The organism is uncultured Sulfitobacter sp. (genome assembly GCF_964021855.1).
In the GTDB taxonomy this organism is placed as follows: domain Bacteria; phylum Pseudomonadota; class Alphaproteobacteria; order Rhodobacterales; family Rhodobacteraceae; genus Sulfitobacter.
In genome coordinates this window covers 434,370-452,914 of sequence record NZ_CAXHZD010000003.1, presented here as the reverse complement: position 1 = coordinate 452,914, position 18,545 = coordinate 434,370, and the positions used below count along the sequence as shown (strand labels likewise).

Genomic DNA, 18,545 nt, shown 5'->3' with positions numbered 1-18,545 from the left:
GACCCATTTGGAAAATGAAAAGATGATGGCGTTGGATCACATTGCAATCGCGGGTGAGTGCCTTTCTGCGGCGGTTGCTTATGTTCAAGAAAGCTTGGGCGTCGCCATGCAGCCGGGCGGGGAGCATGCGGTTTTTCATACCCATAACCAACTGTTGGGGTTGGAAGACGGGCTGTATCTTGAGGCGATTGCGGTGAACCCTGCGGCACCCGATCCGGACCGGGCGCGGTGGTTTGATCTGGACCGGTTCAGCGGGCCCGCGCGGCTGACCAACTGGATTTGCCGCTGCGATGATCTGGATGCGACGTTGCGTGCGCTGCCGGATGGGTTTGGCGCGCCGGTTCAGTTGCAACGCGGTGATTTACGCTGGCGCATGGCGGTGCCGCAGTCAGGTATCCTGCCCTTTGATAATTGCGCCCCTGCGTTGATTGAATGGCAGGGCGATGCGCACCCGGCGCATAGGCTTGGATCGGGGGGCTGCCGTTTGGAGACGTTAGAGGTGCAGCATCCTGATGCGTTGGAATTGGCTGACCTGCTTGCGCCCTTGTTGCGCGACAATCGGGTGTCATTTGTAACGGGTGATCCGGGGCTGACGGCCGCATTCGATATCGCGGGTCGCAAGGCCGTGTTGACGTGATCATTCGGGCTGCAATGGCGGATGACGCGGCCGAGATTGCCGCGATCTGGAACGACATGATCCGCGATACATTGTTCACCTTTACCACTGAACAGAAAACCGAAGCCGGGATCGTTGCCATGATCGCAGACCGGCCGGGGGCCGTTTGGGTTGCGCAGACGGACCGGATCGTTGGTTTTGTCACCTACGCACAATTTCGAACCGGGCCGGGGTACCTCTCAAGCGTTGAGCATAGCATCGTGCTGGGCGATGGCGCGCGCGGGCAGGGTGTGGGCCGCGCGTTGATGGATCAGGCCTGTTTATCTGCAGCGCAGCAAGGTCGGCACATCATGGTTGCGGGCATCAGTTCGGCCAATACCGGCGGCGTGGCCTTTCATGCTGCTATGGGATTTCAACAGGTTGGCCGGATGCCGGAAATCGCGCGTAAAGACGGGCAATGGCTTGATTTGATTTTGATGCAGAAAATGCTGACCGCCCCCTGACTTCCTTGCTGCGGCGCAGTAGGGTGGGGCCATGTCGATTTGGTCACGCATCACCGAAGCTTTGTCAGCGCTCACCGCGGGGGAGGGACTGTCGACGGTTTTTGACCGTTTGCGTAGCCCGCCAGAGCGGTCGGTCGCCTTTACCATCGCGGTGATCGCCCTTGGTGCAAAGATGGCCAAGGCGGACGGGCAGGTCACCCGCGACGAGGTCACGGCATTTCGCGAAGTGTTCCAAATCGCCGAGGCCGACCAACAGGGTGCGGCGCGGGTATTCAACCTGGCGCGGCAGGATGTGACCGGGTTTGAGGATTACGCAAGCCGCATCGCCAGCATGTTTGCGGACCAGCCCGAGATGCTGCGCGATCTGATTGAGGGGCTGTTTTACATCGCAATGGCCGATGGCACATATCACCCGAACGAGGATGCGTTTCTGACCCGCGTGGCCGAGATTTTTGCCATGAACGAAAGCGATTTCGCGTCGCTGCGCGCACGGTTTGTGCCTGATACATCGCCGCTGCCCCATACGGTTTTGGGGATATCGCCCAATGCGTCGTTGGAAGAAGGCAAAGCTGCGTGGCGGCAGTTGGTGCGTGACAACCACCCCGATGCTTTGGTCGCAAGGGGGCTTCCGCCGGAGGCGATTTCGATGGCGGAAAAACGGCTGATCGACATCAATCGCGCGTGGGAAACCTGGTCGGGCAAGGCGCGGTAATGCGTATTGCGACCTATAATGTTGAATGGTTCACCGGGCTGTTTGACGAGAAAGATCAACTGTTTGACGATGGCGCGTGGTCGGCGCGGCATAATGTGACCCGCGCCCAGCAGACCCAAGCCTTGGGCCGTGTGTTTCATGCGCTTGATGCCGATGCGGTGATGATCATCGAGGCACCGGATACCAGCCGCAATCACGCGACCGTGGCGGCATTGCAGAACTTTGCCGCGCATTTCGGTCTGCGCACGACAGACGCGATCATGGGATTTTCCAATGACACGCAGCAGGAAATTGCGCTGCTCTATGACCCAAGCAAGCTGACGGTCACCCATGCTCCGGGAGGCGAGGCGACAGGGCCGGAGGGTGCAACAGGCGCGCCGCGTTTTGACGGTGTCTTGCGGATTGATCTGGATATCGACGCCAAGGAAGATCAGGTCGTCTTCTCGAAGCCGCCGCTGGAGCTGAGCGTTCAGACCAACACGGGGTTCACGTTCCGGATGATTGGCGCGCATCTGAAATCAAAAGCACCGCACGGCGCAAAGACACCCCAAGACGTGCTGCGTTTGGGGATCGCCAACCGCCGCAAACAATTGGCACAGGCGATATGGTTGCGCCGGCGGATTGAGACCCATCTTGAGGCAGGCGATGCGATGATGGTGCTGGGGGATTTAAATGATGGTCCGGGTCTCGATTCATTCGAGGATCTGTTCGGGCGGTCCTCGGTCGAGATCGTGATGGGGCATCGCGGCGCATATGCGCTGATTGAACCGCATGCGGAGCGCGCATTGTCCCAACGCATCGGTGCGACCCCCACGACATCGCGGTTTTGGATCGCGCCAGAGAAACGGTATTTGCAGGCGTTGCTGGACTACATCATGGTCAGCCCCGACTTTGTGCAGCGCAACGCAAGCTGGCGCATTTGGCATCCGCTGGATGATCCTGATTGCTGGGCAGACACGGATTTGCGTGATGCGCTGATCACCGCGTCTGACCATTTTCCGGTGACGATCGAGTTTGACGACTGAACCGCGACCAAAGCCCCATGCATAGGGAGCACGGGGTTTAGGATTTAGCGGTCTTGAGCTGCACCTCGGCCCCAAGGGAGGCTGCAAGCGAGTTCAGGCGCGCTTCGGCGACCTCTCCAAACAGCGGCAGCATGTCATTGGTTAGCCAAAGTTCGAGCTGCTTTTTCTTGGGATACCAGCGCAATGTGCCGCGGTCCTCGTCCTTGTTCATCCACAACATCGCACCAAAGCGCATGGCCTTGCCCAGAATTTCGGCCTCGATCCGGGTCTTTTCATCGACCATCTCATAGAGGTCTTCAAATCGGGTGTTTTCACGCTTGTTGGAATAGCGGTGGAGCAGGGCAAGGCCCAAGAATATTCGCTCGGAATGCTTTAACCCGCCCAGATTGGCGCGGGTGGCGTTGTCGAAACACACCTCGGCGCGGTAGTCTGGGTGCGCACGCCAACTGACGTCATGCAGCAGGCAAGCCGCCTTGATCAGACGTTTGCGCTGTGGGGGGGCGGACTTGTACAGCGGTGAAATGAAATCATAAAGCACCTTGCCGAAACCGGGCATGCGGGCATCTTTGGCTTCGGCAAAACGGCAGGCCTCGATCAGCGGATCGCGGTCGCGCAGACGTTGCGGCATCTGTTCGTAGAGCATCCCCTCGCGGATACCATAGCTGGAAATGGCGATGTCCTTGGGCTTGAAGGTCTTGACCAAGCGCGACAGAACCTCGGCGGCAAAGGGCACCAGCGCCATCCGGCTGGAGGACACGCCACTGATTTGGCGCAGCTCTTCGAGGTTGGCGTTTTTGATATGTTTCACGGTCTCGCGCACGGATTTGGCCGTCATGCGGTATTCGTGCAGCACATGCAGCGGATAACCGCGCCGGACCATATCGATGCGGGCAATGGCGCGCCATGATCCACCGACCAGAAACAGACGGTCGCGCTGCGCGCCCATTTTGTCGGCCAAGCCTTGCATGACCTCTTTGATATGTTCCTGCCGTGCCTTGGCCCCGCCCTTGATATCACGCAGCTTGAGCGGCCCAAGCGCCGAGGTGACCCGCTTGCCCACGCGTCCGGCGGAAATCTCAGCAAGCTCCATCGACGAGCCGCCGATGTCGCAGACCAGACCATACGCCCCCGGCCAGCCCAACAGCACACCCTGCGCCGAAAGTCGGGCTTCTTCCTCGCCGTCGATGACCCAGATTTTCAGGCCGGTTTCACGCTCGACCTCGTCACAAAATGCGCGGCCGTCGGAGGCATCGCGCACCGCGGCCGTCGCCACCACCGTCAGTTCGGCCAGCTGCATGCCATCGGCGAGCTTTCTGAACCGCTTCATCGCGGATAAAGCGCGTGCGCGCCCTTGGGGCGATAGATGGCCGGTTTCAGCCATGCCAGCGCCCAAGGCGCACATGATTTTTTCGTTATAGAAATAGGCGGGCGACCGGGCGGCCCCGTCAAACACCACCAAACGGACCGAGTTTGATCCAACATCGACAACACCGACCTTGGCCAATGCGCGGGCCGAGGGGTCTAGAAACAGCGGTTTTCCGAAAAGCCCCAGATCGGCCACGCCGGTTTCAGGGACAGAGGTGGGCGGATTGGTGTCTAGCGTATCTGCCACAAATGCTCCTGCGGGGGCTTTGGTTCATGTCCAAATTGGCCCAGTTGTGGGGGGGAGGTCAATCGTTAACGGTGCGCGGCCTGTTGTAAAAAGGAGAGGGCCAGAGGCCCTCGTGACATTTTAGCATGTGGGGGAGGCGTGAGCCCCATGTGGCCGGAGGCGGGATCGGGGAGGAGACCTGCGCCTTCGGCGAGAGTTTATTTGGCAAAATGAAAATCAGGTCAGTCTTCGGTATGTGTTAGCTTGGGCACGTCCGAGGCACCGGCGCTGCCGCGGCCCGAAAGCGAGGGGTTTTCCATGAAGAAGCGGTGGCAGTTGAAGGCGAATACGCCTTCTTTCAAGGGGGGGCGGACAAAGCTGCCATCCGCGGACATCACCCAGCTTTGCGCCACGTCGGCGAGGTTTGCCGCCATGATCTGGCTGGTGATCTGTGCCTTGACGGTGGGGTTTTCGATTTCCACCAGCGTTTCGACGCGGCGGGTCAGGTTGCGGCCCATCCAGTCGGCGGAGGACATGAAAACCCGCGCCTTTTTATGGGGCAGCCCGTGGCCATTGCCAAAGCATACGATGCGAGAATGTTCCAAAAACCGCCCGACGATGGATTTGACGCGTATGTTTTCGGACAGGCCTTTGATGCCGGGGCGCAGGCTGCAGATGCCGCGCACGACGAGGCTGATTTTAACGCCAGCCTGAGAGGCCGCGTAAAGCGCATCGATCACATCGGCATCGACAATGGAGTTCATCTTGGCCCAAATCTCGGCCGGTTTGCCAGCGGCGGCGTGTTTCGCCTCGGCTGCGATCATGTCGAGCAGGCGGGTCTTGAGGGTGAGCGGCGAGATCGCGAGATTGTCCAAGGTTTCCGGTTGGGCATAGCCGGACAGGTAGTTGAACACTTTGGTCGCGTCGCGGCCCAGTTTCTGATCGCAGGTGAACAGCGACAGGTCGGTATAGATGCGCGCGGTGATCGGGTGGTAATTGCCGGTGCCGTAGTGGGTGTAGGTGACCAGCTGATCACCCTCGCGGCGCACCACTGTAGAAATTTTCGCATGTGTTTTCAGGTCGATAAAGCCGTACACCACATGGGCACCGGCCCGTTCGAGCCTGCGGGACTGGCGGATATTGGCGGCCTCGTCAAAGCGGGCCTTCAGCTCGACCAGTGCAGTGACGGATTTGCCATCTTCGGCGGCCTCGCACAGGGCTTCGACGATGGGGCTGTCGCGCGAGGTGCGATAGAGCGTTTGTTTGATCGCCACCACATTGGGATCACGGGCGGCTTGGGTCAGGAAACGCACCACCATATCGAAGGTCTCGTAGGGGTGGTGCAGCAGCATGTCCTTGGACCGGATGGCGGCAAACATATCGCCATCATGGTCGGTGACCCTTTCCGGCACGCGGGGTGTGAATTGCGGCCACAGCAGATCGGGGCGGCTGTCGATGACCAGTTCGGACAGATCCCCGACCCCGATCATCCCGTCGATTTCAATGACGTCCTGGGGGCGCACGCCCAGTTCGGCCATGACCACATTTTTCAGCTTTTCTGGCGCGCCAGCGGAATGGGTCAGGCGTACAACCTCGCCGCGGCGGCGGCGTTTCAGCGCAACCTCGAATTCGCGCACCAGATCTTCGGCTTCATCCTCGACCTCGAGATCGCTGTCGCGCAGAACCCGGAATTCAAAGTGGTCTTTTAGTTTGTAGCCGGGGAACAGGTCCGGCACCTTCAGCACCAACAGATCTTCGAGCGGTAGGAAACGCTGGCAGCCTTCGGGCGCGGGCAGCGGTACGAAGCGGTCGATCTTGGCCGGGATGGGCAGCAGCGCCTGTAGGGGGCGTTTATCTGCCGTCCGTTCCAGTTGCAGCGCCAGCGCATAGCCTGTGTTGGGGATAAAGGGGAAAGGGTGCGCAGGATCAATGGCGAGGGGCGAGAGGACCGCAAACACTTGGTTTAAAAACACATCATCAAGATGGGTCAAATCGGCCTTATCCAGATCAGCGGCGCGTTCGAGCATGATGTTCTGCGCGTCCATCTCGGCCATGAGATCGACAAGCGTGCTTTGCTGCGTCAGCATCAGCTTGCGGGCGTTTTCGTTGATCAGCACAAGCTGTTCAGCAGGGGAAAGGCCATCGGCAGCCGGGGTCGTATTGCCCGCCTGTGCCAATTCGCGCAGACCGGCCACGCGCACCGTGTAAAATTCGTCTAGATTGTTGGCGGATATCGACAGAAACCGCAGGCGTTCCAGCAGGGGGACACGGGGGTTCTGCGCCTCTTCCAACACACGCCAATTGAAGCCCAGCCAACTGAGTTCGCGGTTAAAGAAGCGCCCCGGGCCAGACATGTCCAGATCGGGCAATGTCTCGGGTTCGGGGAAGGCGGCTTTTAGAAAATCAGCTTGGTTCATAGCGGCCTTATGGCGTTGGATTACAACAGAATTATGACAAGGGAAGTGGTGAGAGTATCGCGCGGGTCAGGCGCGATTGTCCAGTACTTGTGCAGCAAGCGCACGGGTCACCGGCTTTTTCTGCGCAAGGCTGGCCGCATCAAGGGCAGCAACCAGATCACCCGCCGCGGCAAAGGACCGGTCCATACGCAGCAGCAGATAGGGGATCAAATCTGGCTTGGGCGTCAGTTGCCGATCCGCCAGAAGCTTGGCCAGTACCGCCGTCAGCAGCATGTCATCGGGGGCCTCAAGTGCGGCGGAGCCTGCAGCCCCCATACGACTGGTCAGATCCGGCAAGTTAAGGTTCCAACCGGCAACGGGGGGCGTGCCTGTCATCAGCAGGCTGTGCCCCTCGGCCAGAACCAGATTGTGAAGGTGGAACAGGGCCGTTTCCGCATCTGCATTACCCGCGATGGCAGGCACATCTTCGACAGCGACGCAGTCTTGCGCCAATTGGGGGATATCGGCATCGGGCAGATCAATGGCGCTGATGATCCGCGCGCCGGACATGGCGGCCCACACATGGGTCAGGTGGGTTTTGCCCGATCCGGCGGGGCCGGTCAGCGCCAGCTTGTTGCCAGCCCAGCCTTGCCAGCCGTCAATCATCGCCGCCGCAATCGCGTTCGACGGGGCAACAAAGAAATCGTCGCGCCCCAGTGCTGTGCGACTGGGAAGCGCAAGGCCAAGCTGTTTTGCCATATCAGTCGGCCCGTTCGTCCAAGGTGGTTTGATCAACGCCCTTATACAGTACGCTTTCGCGGTACTGCTCGGTGGCAAAGCGCGCCACGACCCCAAGGGCCGCAGCAATAGGTACCGCCGCCAACATGCCGACAAAGCCAAAGAGCGATCCAAATACGGATAGGGCAAGGATCAGCCACACAGGGTGCAGGCCAACCGAGTTGCCCACCAGTTTTGGCGTGAGGAAGTTTCCTTCGAGCATCTGACCGAGGATGAAGATCGCCGCGACCAAACCGATGGACACCCAATCACCCCAGAACTGGAACAGGGCCAAACCGATGGCCAAAACGCCGCCCAACACGGCGCCAAGATAGGGGATGAATGTGACAAGCCCGGCGATGAACCCGACGACAAGGCCGAATTGCAACCCGACCAGCATCAGCGCGATGGCGTAATATGCGCCCAAGATCAGGCAGACGGTGCCCATGCCGCGAATGAAACTGGCAAGGGTCTTGTCAATGTCGCGGGCCAGACGGCGGATAACCGGCGCGTGGTCGCGGGGCAGCAAGCTGTCGATCTGCGCGACCATGCGGTCCCAATCGAGCAGCAGATAGACCGCTACTACAGGGACGATCACGAACAACAGCAAAATGTTCAACAAGGAAGCGGCAGAGGCCAAAGCCGTATTCAGCAGCTCGCCGCCGCGTTCCTGTATTGTGGCACCAATACCGGTGATCGATGTACGCAGGGTTGAACCCTCGACCAGCAGGGTCGGAAAGCGATCTGTCAGGAAATCAATGAAATTGCGGGTCAGTTCTGGCGCGATTTCGATCAGGTTGATCGCTTGGTTGACCAAGGTCGGCACCACCAACAGCGCCATCAGGACAAAGATTAACAGCGCAAGCAAGGTGATCACTGCGGTGGCCATAGCCCGGCTAAGGCCCAAAGTCTCTAAGCGGTCGGCAACAGGGTCCAGAAAATACGCAATCGCGGCCCCGATCAGGAAGGGCAGCAGAATATCCCCGGTGAACCAAAGGATCACAAGAGCGACTGCGCCTGCAATCCCCCAGTATTTCAATTGATCTCTGATAGGCAGGGCCATGGGCAACCTCCGATACGCGTTCCCGTGTTGACATTGCGCACTGGTACCGGATTTTCAAGGGCTGAGCGGTGCGGGACCCACAAAACATAGGCGCGTTTGGCGGATGTTGAGCCTCCGGCGGGGATTTAAGACCATTTGGAAATTATGAGGTGGGATCTATCGCGCAGTGTGGCGCGGCGGCTTGACAATAGCGGGGCTGCCATTGCCACTGTGGCTAACAAGGAGACCTGATATGCGCAGTGATTTTGACCGTGAACTTGAACAGCGTTTGGTGCGCTATGCCGCGATTGACAGCCAAAGCGACGAGACCAGCCCGACCAGCCCCAGCACGCAAAGACAGCTGGATATGTCGCGTTTGCTGGTCAAGGAGCTGGAGGCGATGGGGGCCGCAGATGTCGAGCTGACCGATTATGGCGTGGTTCTGGCCACGGTGCCCGCCACGGTCGATGGTGCGCCAGTGATGGGATGGTGCGCCCATGTGGATACGGCACCGCAATTCAATGCAACGGGGGTCAAACCGGTCGTGCACCGTGGGTATAACGGCGGCGATATCACCTTTGCCGACGCGCCAGAGTTAAAGCTGTCACCAGAAAACTCACCCTTTCTTGCTGAGAAACAGGGCGATGATATCATCACCGCCAGTGGGACGACATTACTGGGCGGCGACGACAAGGCAGGCGTTGCAATCATCATGACCGCCGCGCGGCATCTACTGGAAAACCCCGAAGTGGCCCATGGCAAGATCAGGCTGGCCTTTACCCCCGACGAGGAAATCGGTCGTGGCGTGGATGCACGCTTGCCTGCCGATATGGCCTGCGACTTTGCCTATACCTTTGACGGATCAAAACCGGGTGAGGTCGAGCATGAGACGTTTTCAGCGGACGCTGCTGTGGTGACCGTGACGGGTGTTTCGGCGCATCCGGGTTGGGCCAAGGACAAGATGGTGAACGCGCTGCATCTGGCGGCGAAGATTTTGATGACCCTGCCGCATGTCACGATGACGCCAGAAACGACCGACGGGGTAGAGGGGTTTATCCACGCCTCGACCATCAAGGGCGGGTCATCGGAGGCGGAGATTAAATTTATCCTGCGGGACTTCGAGCGGGATGGGCTGGCCCAGAAGGGCGCATTGCTGCAACAGGTATGTGAAACGGTGCAGGCGACGGAGCCGCGCGCCCAGATCACCTGCGAGATCACACCGCAATACCGCAACATGCGCTACTGGCTGGAAAACGACATGACGCCGGTCACCTTGGCCCATGACGCGGTGCGCGCGGCAGGGATGGAGCCGGTATCGATCCCTATCCGGGGCGGCACTGACGGGTCGCGCTTGACTGAAATGGGCCTGCCATGCCCCAACATTTTTACCGGCATGCAGGAAATTCATGGACCGCTTGAGTGGATATCGGTTCAGGATATGGCCAAAGCATTGCGGGTGGCGCTGGAACTGGCCAAGCGGGCGGTGCCGGGCTGATCGTTTTTTGGGGGAGCGCTTGGATTAGATGTGCGATTGGGGCTCTGCCCCAAACCCCGGGATATTTAAGAGCCAGAGAACAGGGGCAGTGTTGGTGATTGTTTCCCTGATTGCTTTGGCATAATCAGGGCCGAAGCCAGTTTGAGAGGATCATCATGCGTCTGTCCCGTTATTTTCTGCCCGTGCTCAAGGAAAACCCGTCCGAGGCGCAAATTGTCAGCCACCGGCTGATGTTGCGGGCGGGCATGATCAAGCAATCCGCTGCCGGGATTTATTCGTGGTTGCCGTTGGGCTTTAAGGTGCTGCGCAAGATTGAAAATATCGTGCATGAAGAGCAGCAGCGCGCTGGGCATATTCCGATGTTGATGCCGACCTTGCAGCCAGCCGATTTGTGGAAAGAATCCGGGCGCTATGACGCCTACGGCCCCGAGATGCTGCGCATCAAGGACCGTCAGGACCGCGATATGCTGTATGGCCCCACCAACGAAGAGATGATCACGGATATCTTCCGCAGCCATGTCGGGTCTTACAAAGATTTGCCGCTGACGCTGTACCACATCCAGTGGAAGTTCCGAGATGAGATCCGCCCGCGTTTCGGCGTGATGCGTGGCCGCGAGTTTTTGATGAAAGACGGCTATAACTTTGATCTGACCAAGGAAGACGCGCTGCACGCCTATAACCGGCATCTGGTCAGCTATCTGCGCAGCTACGAGCGGATGGGCCTGCAAGCCATTCCGATGCGTGCCGATTCAGGCCCCATTGGCGGTGACGATACCCATGAATTCCTCGTGTTGGCCGACACCGGCGAGTCGGAAGTGTTCTATGACAGCGAGATCACCGATCTGAAATTCGGCGACCGCGAGATTGATTTTGATTCGGTGGATCAGTGCCAAGCGGTGATGGAAGAGTTCACCTCGCGCTATGCGCGCACGGACGAGACGCATGATGCCGATTTGTTTGCGCAAGTCCCCGCCGACCGCCAGCGCACCGCACGCGGCATCGAAGTGGGCCAGATCTTCTATTTCGGCACCAAGTATTCGGAGCCGTTGGGCGCGACGGTGCAAGGCCCCGATGGGAAACCGACGCCCGTGCATATGGGCAGCCACGGCATTGGCGTCAGCCGTCTGTTGGGCGCGATCATCGAGGCCAGCCATGACGACAAGGGCATCATCTGGCCCGAAGGCGTGACGCCGTTCCATGTGGGAATTGTGAACCTCAAGCAGGGTGATGAAGAGGCGGATGCGGCCTGTCAGGCGCTCTATGATAGCATCACTGCCTTGGGGCTTGAGCCACTGTATGATGACCGTAACGAGCGTGCGGGCGGCAAATTCGCGACGATGGATTTGATCGGTTTGCCATGGCGGATCACGGTCGGTCCACGCGGGTTGAAAAACGGCGTGGTCGAATTGACCTCGCGCAAGACCGGCGAAAGCGAAGAAATGACGCCGGAAGCGGCCGTCGAAAAGATCGCAGCGATCTATCGCGCGATTGCCTAAGGCAACGTTCCGGCTAACTGAATGGGGCGGTGGCGCGAAAATGCCGCTGCCCCTTCACCGCTTGACCCGTCGTGCGCAAACCAGCAGGTTGCCTGCGACCTATCTGACCGGAGCCCTTTGATGGCGAAACCTGCCCAGACCACCGCGCCCTTTGCCCCGTTTGAATGGATGATCGCATGGCGGTACCTGCGCGCCCGCCGGGCCGAAGGCGGCGTGAGCGTCATGACATGGATCAGCCTGATCGGCATTACCTTGGCGGTGTTCGCGCTGATTGCCACGCTTTCGGTACGGTCCGGATTTCGGGCAGAGTTCGTGGGCACCATTCTGGGCGCGAATGCCCATGTGACCGTTTATAATTTGGCCACGGTTGATGAAAACGGTGTCAGCCAGACCGGCATTGCCGATTACACCGATATGGCGGCGCGGGTGGCACAGGTGCCCGGCGTGACCCATGTGGCCCCCTTGGTGCGCGGGCAGGTGATGGCCAACAAGGGGCAGGCCAACACCGGGATCGAGGTCTATGGCATTGATGGCGCTAATCTGGCCAACCGCCCGCGTATTGCCAACCCTGAAACCGCGCAGGGCGATCTGGCAAATTTCGATCAGGGCATCGCGATCGGGTCCGGCGTGGCGCAAGCGCTGCGGGTCGGGCTTGGCGACCGGATCAAAATTATCTCGCCCAACGGGGTGAAAACCGCCCTTGGCACGAGCCCGCGGATCAACGCCTATGACGTCGTCTATATCTTTAGCGCCGGGCGCTATGACATCGACCGCACCCGCGCCTATCTGCCCCTGACCGAGGCGCAGTCGTTCTTTAACCGCGAAGGGGTGGCGGACGAGCTGGAAGTAATGGTCGAGGACCCCGATAACGTCGATGCCCTCAGCCAGCCCTTGATGGCCGCCGCTGGCGAACGGGCCATGGTCTGGACATGGCGCGACGCGTCTGGGTCGTTTCTGGATGCGCTGGATATCGAAGACCGCGTGATGTTTGTGATCCTGAGCATCCTTGTGCTGATTGCCGCGATGAACATCGTATCAGGCCTGATCATGCTGGTGAAGAACAAGGGCCGCGACATTGGTATTTTGCGCACCATGGGCCTAAGCGAGGGGTCGATCCTGCGGGTGTTTTTCATCTGCGGCGCGTTTACCGGCATCATCGGCACCGCGATGGGCGTGATCCTTGGCTGTTTGTTCGCATTGTACGTCGATCAGATTTTTGGCGTGGTAAACTGGCTGTCGGGCGGCACCGCATGGGATGCATCGGTGCGCGGCATCTATTTCCTGCCGGCCAAGCTGCAATTTGGCGATGTGATGTCTGCCGTGGCGCTGTCGCTGGGCCTGTCGTTCATCGTGACAATCTTTCCCGCACGCCGTGCCGCGCGGATGAACCCGGTCGAGGCGTTGCGCTATGAATGATCCCGTGTTGCGCCTGTCAGGCATTTCCAAGGCTTATAACGCGGGCCTTCCATCCGAGGTATCGGTGTTGCGCGGTATCGACCTGTCCGTCGCCCCTGGGGAGGTTGTGGCCTTGGTCGCGCCATCCGGTGCGGGTAAATCGACACTGCTGCACATCGCGGGGCTGCTGGACACGCCGGACAGTGGCACGGTCGAAATCGCGGGCACCGACATGACCGGCCAGTCCGATCGCAAACGCACCGGCGTGCGGCGGCGCGATGTGGGGTTCATCTATCAGTTCCACCATCTGCTGCCCGAGTTTTCTGCCGTCGAAAACATCGTGTTGCCGCAACTGGCCAATGGCGTCAGCAAGGGTGCCGCCCAAACCCGCGCGCTGCACTTGCTGGATCAGGTGGGCATCGCACATCGCGCCAGCCATCGCCCCGCGGAATTGTCGGGCGGCGAACAACAGCGCGTCGCGTTTTGCCGTGCGCTGGCCAATGAACCACGTCTGTTGTTGGCGGATGAGCCCACGGGCAATCTGGACCCCGCCACATCGGATCAGGTCTTTGCAACCCTGATGGAACTGGTGCGCGGCACGGGGCTGTCTGCGGTGATCGCGACCCATAACCTTGATCTGGCCGCGCGGATGGACCGCCAGATACGGCTGGATGCAGGGCAGTTGGTACCGCTGTAAGCTATGCCTGCTGGGTCAGCCAGACACCGGCACACATCAGCGCAATACCCCCCATGCGCGCAGCCCCCAAGGGCGACACTTGCGCCCCGAACAGCCCGAAATGATCAATCGCGGCGGCGCTGATCAACTGGCCGAGAAGCACAAAGAACACCGCATTGCCGACACCAAAATGTGGCGCGATAAACGTGATCGACATCACGTAAAACGCGACCAGCAGCCCGGCCAGAAACAAATGCCGGGGTGCTGCGGGCATCTTGGAAAACCCTTGCGGGTTATGCACCAGCGCCACGATCAGGCTGGCCGCGAAAGCCACGATAAACAGCACCGTCGCCGCCGCTGCGGGCGATCCGATACGCGCGCCCAAGGCCGCGTTCAACCCTGCAAGAATTGGGATACCGACCCCGGCCAAAAGCATAATGATCGCATAGTGGGCCATGGGAGCTCTCAGTTTATTCTATCCAATTGACACAGATCATGGCAAAGCATCAGGTGAACGGCAAGGTTTAGTCCCAGCAATAAAAGGAAACAAAAATGCGTCTGCCCCTGATCTCGTGTATGTTCGGCCCGCTCGCCCTTGCGGCCTGCGTTGAAACCGGCATGCCGGAACGGCCCGAGGGGGCTGCGTTTTTTGCCGATAACTGTACCGCCTGCCATGGCACATCCGCACGCGGCGATGGCCCCTTGGCCGGGAACCTGACCACCACGCCACCCGATCTGACCCTGCTGTCGCGCAACAATGATGGCCGGTTCCCGCAAACCAAAACGCTGGCCTATATCTATGGCGATCCGCAGGAAAACCACCTGACCCGCGTCATGCCCGACTTTGGCAAGGAAATGGCGCTGGATCTGGTGCCGGTCGAGCTGGACGGCGCATGGACCCCGACACCGCGCGTGCTGGCCGGGCTATTGGTCTATCTCGAAAGCATCCAGCGCTAGTCGCAAATCCCGCGTAGTTCGACCCCGTTCCACGGCATCCGCACCGCATAGGCGCGGCTTTGGGGCAGGGGGGCGACGGGCATCACCTGTGATATCAGCGCATGTAACCGCTTGGTCCGCGACGCCTGCGGGGCGAGCGCGCGACAACACACGAATTCCTCGACGATGGCCCCTTGTTGTTCAAAGCCAAAGTCATGGAACTGCGGTTTTGCCGTGAGATCAAACAGATAGGGGTCGGCCATCCCGCCATGTTCAAACGCGGCGCGCAGCGGGGTGTAGCCCGTCGTCGCGCGGTTTTGCCATTGCCACACATGGGTCAGCTCGTGACTGAACACCATCGCCTCGATCAGGCTGATCTGGTCGGGATAATCGGGCAGATAATCGTCCAGATACCAATCCTTGTCGAACAGCACCGTGTTGAACGCAGCCATCGCTGCGGGCTTGGTCGTGATCACCTCGCCCACTTTTTCGGGGGGCAGAATGCGTTCGCGACAGGTGGTGCGGGGCCGGGCCTTGCGGGTCATGGTAACGGCCTTGGACGGGGCCCCGTCATGCAGCCGCACCCGCGCGACATTCAGCGTATCGCCCGTGATGGTCTGCGCAAATGCGCGTTCATTCACCGTCAACGGACGCCCGCAAGAGGCAAGGAGCAGGACAAGGATCAGCGCGCGTTTCATGCCCAAACCGTGGGTGAAAGCGGGGCGGCGATCAAGGGGAATTTTCGCCGTGGTGGGGGAGGTGTGCAGGGTGCGCGGTGGGTGTGTGCGTGGAGATCGGGAACGCGGTGGTCGGGGGCGCGTGGAGGTCGGTTACGCGTGGGTCGGTTACGCGTGGAGGTCGGGTACGCGTGGGTCGGTTACGCGTGGAGGTCGGGTACGCGTGGGTTGGGTACGCGGTGGTCGGGAACGCGTGGGTTGCACCCACCCTACGTAGGGTGGGTGCAACCCACCAAAGCCCCATCACCCCACAAACCGGATAATTATTGAATATAACGACGGGGTCTCGCCCTGTTCGGAGACTTTCTATTTCGGATTTGTTTCATCAATGCCGAATATTTCACTTTCAACGTATGCCATCACGTATTTTTCCGCGAGTTTGTCTTCATCTTTCGTAAGTCCAAAGATTGGCCTCAATATTGAATTAATTTGATTCTCAAAATATTGAGTTGCATGGTGATATAAAATAATAATGCCTACAAGAAATAAAAACAAAATGATGAGTATCAAGTAATTGTCAGTTCCATTTTCAATAAGCCAATGTCTAACTTTTAGTAGTAAAAATATATTGAAAAAGTTTATGATTAAAAAGGATGATGAAGAAATGAATGTATTCTCACGCGCCTTTTTGAACGTCTTCTGCTTAAGGTCAGGAAGGGATTTTGTAGTAGCATGCAGGACCTGTGCAATGGCTTCATCATGAGCGATAAAAAACGTCAGCGTTGATAATCTAGGAATATGCAAATTAGATAGTTCGATAGATGTTTCCGTATTTTCAATAGATGCACTAGCTCCATTTCCTGTGTCAACAATAGTGTATTGATAGATTAATTTTCCGGGTTTCTTTTGAATAGATATTGGCTTTGCAAAGTCATCATCAGTCAATGTTACGTCGGTACGATTGGAAATAACGATGATGTCGGTGACTAACGTTTTACCGACGTTCCCTTCGAAGGTAATTGATTGGGAGTAAGCAGGAAAGGCTAACTTTTTAACTTTTCTTGATCTAACCCATTGATAGAATATTTTCTTTTGCCGTGATTTAATGAAGCGGTATAGGGCAAATATAAAGCTTCCAAGCGTCACCGTCGTGACGACGCCATTTAGGAAGCTTTCGTATTCCATGTAGAATGAGGAAAGACCCTCAAACATCCAACTCCTCCACAAACTGCGCGTTATCCTGAATATACTGATAGCGCAGTTCGGGCTTTTTCCCCATTAGACGTTCCACCAGATCACCGGTCTCTCCGGGGATGTCCTCTTGAACCGTGACGCGGATCAATTTGCGGGTGGCGGGGTCCATGGTGGTTTCTTTCAAATCCTTGGCGTCCATCTCGCCCAAGCCTTTGAACCGTTGCAGGTCGATCTTGCCTTTGCCACCCAGACCTTTTTCCAGCCACATGTCCTTTTCCGCGTCGTCGGACACATAGACGCGTTTGGGCCCTTGGGTCAGACGGTACAGCGGAGGGCAGGCCAGATACAAATGCCCCGCGTCGATCATCGGGCGCATTTGGGTAAAGAAGAACGTCATCAGCAGTGCCGCGATATGCGCGCCGTCGACATCCGCATCGGTCATGATGATGATCTTGTCATAGCGCAGATCGTCCAGCACGAATTTGCTGCCCATCCCGACGCCAAGCGCCTCGCATAGATCGTTGATCTCGGCGTTGGTGTTCAGCTTGCCCGAGGCCGCGCCCAGCACGTTCAGGATCTTACCCTTCAGCGGCAGCAGTGCTTGGTTCACACGGTTGCGCGCCCCTTTGCCCGATCCGCCAGCCGAATCCCCCTCCACGATGAACAGCTCGGTGCCTTCGCGGGTTTTGGAGGTGCAATCGGTCAGCTTGCCGGGCAGGCGCAGCTTTTTCGTGGCGGTCTTGCGGGCGGTTTCCTTTTCCTGACGACGACGCAGGCGTTCCTCGGCGCGCAGGACAAGGAAATCAAGGATCGCGCCGGCGGATTTCGTATCCGCCGCCAGCCAGTTGTCAAAGTGGTCGCGCACGGCGTTTTCGACCATGCGCTGCGCATCTACCGTGGCCAGCCGGTCTTTGGTTTGGCCGACGAATTCAGGCTCGCGGATAAAGCACGACACCAGCGCGCAGCCGCCCGTGATCAGGTCGTCGCGGGTGATGGTGCCGGCCTTTTTATTGCCGACCAATTCGCCGTACGCTTTGACGCCTTTCAGGATCGCAGACCAGAACCCCGCCTCGTGGGTGCCGCCCTCGGGCGTGGGGATGGTGTTACAGTAGGACTGGATGAACCCGTCGCGCGACGGCGTCCAGTTGATCGCCCATTCGACCTTGCCGGGGGTGTTGAATTTCTCGCGGAAATCGACGGTCCCGCCAAAGGGGGCTTCGGCGTAGGTGGTTGATCCGCTTAGGGTTTCGTTCAGATAATCGGACAGACCACCGGGAAAGTGGAACGTCGCCTCGGCCGGGGTGTCGCCATCGGCCTGCGCACATTTCCAGCGGATTTCGACGCCGGAAAACAGGTACGCCTTGGACCGCGCCATCGCAAACAGCCGCGCAGGTTTCAGTTTCAGCGCGCCAAAGATTTCCGGATCGGGGTGAAAGGTGACCGCCGTGCCGCGCCGGTTGGGGGCGGCACCGATCTTGGCCAGCGGCCCTTGGGGCTTGCCGCGTGAAAATTCCATCGCGAACAATTCGCGATTACGCGCCACTTCGACCCGCAGGTGGTCGGACAGGGCGTTCACAACCGATGACCCCACCCCGTGCAAACCGCCCGATGTTTCGTACGAATCGCCCGAGAATTTGCCGCCCGCATTCAGGGTGCAGAAAATGATCTCGAGCGCGGATTTGCTGGGGTCCTTGGGGTGCGGATCAATCGGAATGCCGCGCCCGTTGTCGCGCACGGTGACATGGCCGTTTTCATGCAATTCCAACTCGATCCAGGTGGCATGGCCTGCAACCGCTTCATCCATCGAGTTATCGATGATTTCGGCGACCATGTGGTGCAATGCGCGGTCGTCCTTGCCCCCGATATACATACCGGGGCGCAGGCGGACGTGCTCCATATCCTCAAGCACCTCAATCGATGAAGCGTCATATTCCTTGGCCGTGGGCTGCGCACCAGAAAGAAGATCGGACATAAGGGGGGCCTGCCTGTCTATTGCTTTTGTTAGGGTCCTACT

The 18,545-nt window shown here is 58.8% G+C and carries 17 protein-coding genes; 9 read left to right on the top strand and 8 right to left on the bottom strand.

Going from position 1 to position 18,545, the window contains the following annotated elements:
• The first annotated feature begins 22 nt into the window (after nucleotides 1–22).
• The 4 genes from AADJ11_RS12820 to AADJ11_RS12805 are packed head-to-tail and all read left to right on the top strand — an operon-like array spanning nucleotide 23 to nucleotide 2,856.
• On the top strand, nucleotides 23–637 hold the full coding sequence (locus AADJ11_RS12820) for a VOC family protein (RefSeq protein ID WP_341235025.1): 615 nt from the start codon (nucleotides 23–25) through the stop codon (nucleotides 635–637).
• Nucleotides 634–1,119 carry an N-acetyltransferase family protein gene (locus AADJ11_RS12815; protein ID WP_341234899.1) on the top strand — a complete coding sequence of 162 codons (486 nt, stop codon included), beginning with the start codon at nucleotides 634–636 and terminating at the stop codon, nucleotides 1,117–1,119. Before AADJ11_RS12820 ends, AADJ11_RS12815 begins: the two co-directional genes overlap by 4 nt.
• A 31-nt stretch (nucleotides 1,120–1,150) precedes the next feature.
• Nucleotides 1,151–1,831 carry a molecular chaperone DjiA gene (locus AADJ11_RS12810; RefSeq protein WP_341234898.1) on the top strand — a complete coding sequence of 227 codons (681 nt, stop codon included), beginning with the start codon at nucleotides 1,151–1,153 and terminating at the stop codon, nucleotides 1,829–1,831.
• On the top strand, nucleotides 1,831–2,856 hold the full coding sequence (locus tag AADJ11_RS12805; protein ID WP_341234897.1) for an endonuclease/exonuclease/phosphatase family protein: 1,026 nt from the start codon (nucleotides 1,831–1,833) through the stop codon (nucleotides 2,854–2,856). Before AADJ11_RS12810 ends, AADJ11_RS12805 begins: the two co-directional genes overlap by 1 nt.
• Before the next feature lie 37 nt (nucleotides 2,857–2,893).
• On the opposite strand, the gene ppx is transcribed toward AADJ11_RS12805, so the two are convergent.
• The 4 genes from ppx to AADJ11_RS12785 form a co-directional block, all read right to left on the bottom strand.
• Complete coding sequence (ppx, locus tag AADJ11_RS12800) at nucleotides 2,894–4,468, bottom strand: exopolyphosphatase (RefSeq protein WP_341234896.1); 1,575 nt, start codon at nucleotides 4,466–4,468, stop codon at nucleotides 2,894–2,896.
• A gap of 221 nt (nucleotides 4,469–4,689) precedes the next feature.
• Nucleotides 4,690–6,864 (bottom strand): RNA degradosome polyphosphate kinase, encoded by a 2,175-nt coding sequence (locus tag AADJ11_RS12795; protein WP_341234895.1) that lies wholly within the window; start codon nucleotides 6,862–6,864, stop codon nucleotides 4,690–4,692.
• Between the two features lie 66 nt (nucleotides 6,865–6,930).
• Nucleotides 6,931–7,602 (bottom strand): chromosomal replication initiator DnaA, encoded by a 672-nt coding sequence (locus AADJ11_RS12790; RefSeq protein WP_341234894.1) that lies wholly within the window; start codon nucleotides 7,600–7,602, stop codon nucleotides 6,931–6,933.
• A 1-nt stretch (nucleotide 7,603) separates the two neighbouring features.
• On the bottom strand, nucleotides 7,604–8,683 hold the full coding sequence (locus tag AADJ11_RS12785) for an AI-2E family transporter (RefSeq protein ID WP_341234893.1): 1,080 nt from the start codon (nucleotides 8,681–8,683) through the stop codon (nucleotides 7,604–7,606).
• A 232-nt stretch (nucleotides 8,684–8,915) separates the two neighbouring features.
• On the opposite strand from AADJ11_RS12785, the gene pepT reads away from it, so the two are divergent.
• The 4 genes from pepT to AADJ11_RS12765 all read left to right on the top strand — a co-directional run bounded on the left by pepT (nucleotide 8,916) and on the right by AADJ11_RS12765 (nucleotide 13,745).
• A complete protein-coding gene (gene pepT, locus AADJ11_RS12780; RefSeq protein WP_341234892.1) occupies nucleotides 8,916–10,157 on the top strand; it encodes a peptidase T in 1,242 nt (413 codons plus the stop codon).
• Between the two features lie 155 nt (nucleotides 10,158–10,312).
• The gene (gene proS / locus AADJ11_RS12775; RefSeq protein ID WP_341234891.1) at nucleotides 10,313–11,653 is read left to right on the top strand and encodes a proline--tRNA ligase; all 1,341 of its coding nucleotides are present in this window, start codon (nucleotides 10,313–10,315) and stop codon (nucleotides 11,651–11,653) included.
• A gap of 168 nt (nucleotides 11,654–11,821) precedes the next feature.
• Nucleotides 11,822–13,069: a lipoprotein-releasing ABC transporter permease subunit gene (locus tag AADJ11_RS12770; protein ID WP_341235024.1), complete on the top strand. Its 1,248-nt coding sequence runs from the start codon at nucleotides 11,822–11,824 to the stop codon at nucleotides 13,067–13,069.
• Nucleotides 13,062–13,745: an ABC transporter ATP-binding protein gene (locus tag AADJ11_RS12765; protein WP_341234890.1), complete on the top strand. Its 684-nt coding sequence runs from the start codon at nucleotides 13,062–13,064 to the stop codon at nucleotides 13,743–13,745. The genes AADJ11_RS12770 and AADJ11_RS12765 overlap by 8 nt, the downstream gene beginning before the upstream one ends.
• 1 nt (nucleotide 13,746) lies before the next feature.
• On the opposite strand, the gene AADJ11_RS12760 is transcribed toward AADJ11_RS12765, so the two are convergent.
• Nucleotides 13,747–14,181 (bottom strand): DMT family transporter, encoded by a 435-nt coding sequence (locus AADJ11_RS12760; protein WP_341234889.1) that lies wholly within the window; start codon nucleotides 14,179–14,181, stop codon nucleotides 13,747–13,749.
• Between the two features lie 95 nt (nucleotides 14,182–14,276).
• Between AADJ11_RS12760 and AADJ11_RS12755 the strand changes: the two genes are divergently transcribed.
• Nucleotides 14,277–14,681, top strand: coding sequence for a cytochrome c (locus AADJ11_RS12755; protein ID WP_245764144.1), 405 nt, complete (start codon nucleotides 14,277–14,279; stop codon nucleotides 14,679–14,681).
• On the opposite strand, the gene AADJ11_RS12750 is transcribed toward AADJ11_RS12755, so the two are convergent.
• The 3 genes from AADJ11_RS12750 to AADJ11_RS12740 form a co-directional block, all read right to left on the bottom strand.
• Complete coding sequence (locus AADJ11_RS12750; protein WP_341234888.1) at nucleotides 14,678–15,358, bottom strand: hypothetical protein; 681 nt, start codon at nucleotides 15,356–15,358, stop codon at nucleotides 14,678–14,680. The genes AADJ11_RS12755 and AADJ11_RS12750 overlap by 4 nt on opposite strands.
• A gap of 345 nt (nucleotides 15,359–15,703) precedes the next feature.
• Complete coding sequence (locus tag AADJ11_RS12745; RefSeq protein WP_341234887.1) at nucleotides 15,704–16,549, bottom strand: hypothetical protein; 846 nt, start codon at nucleotides 16,547–16,549, stop codon at nucleotides 15,704–15,706.
• On the bottom strand, nucleotides 16,542–18,503 hold the full coding sequence (locus tag AADJ11_RS12740) for a DNA topoisomerase IV subunit B (RefSeq protein ID WP_341234886.1): 1,962 nt from the start codon (nucleotides 18,501–18,503) through the stop codon (nucleotides 16,542–16,544). Before AADJ11_RS12740 ends, AADJ11_RS12745 begins: the two co-directional genes overlap by 8 nt.
• Nucleotides 18,504–18,545 lie beyond the last annotated feature (42 nt).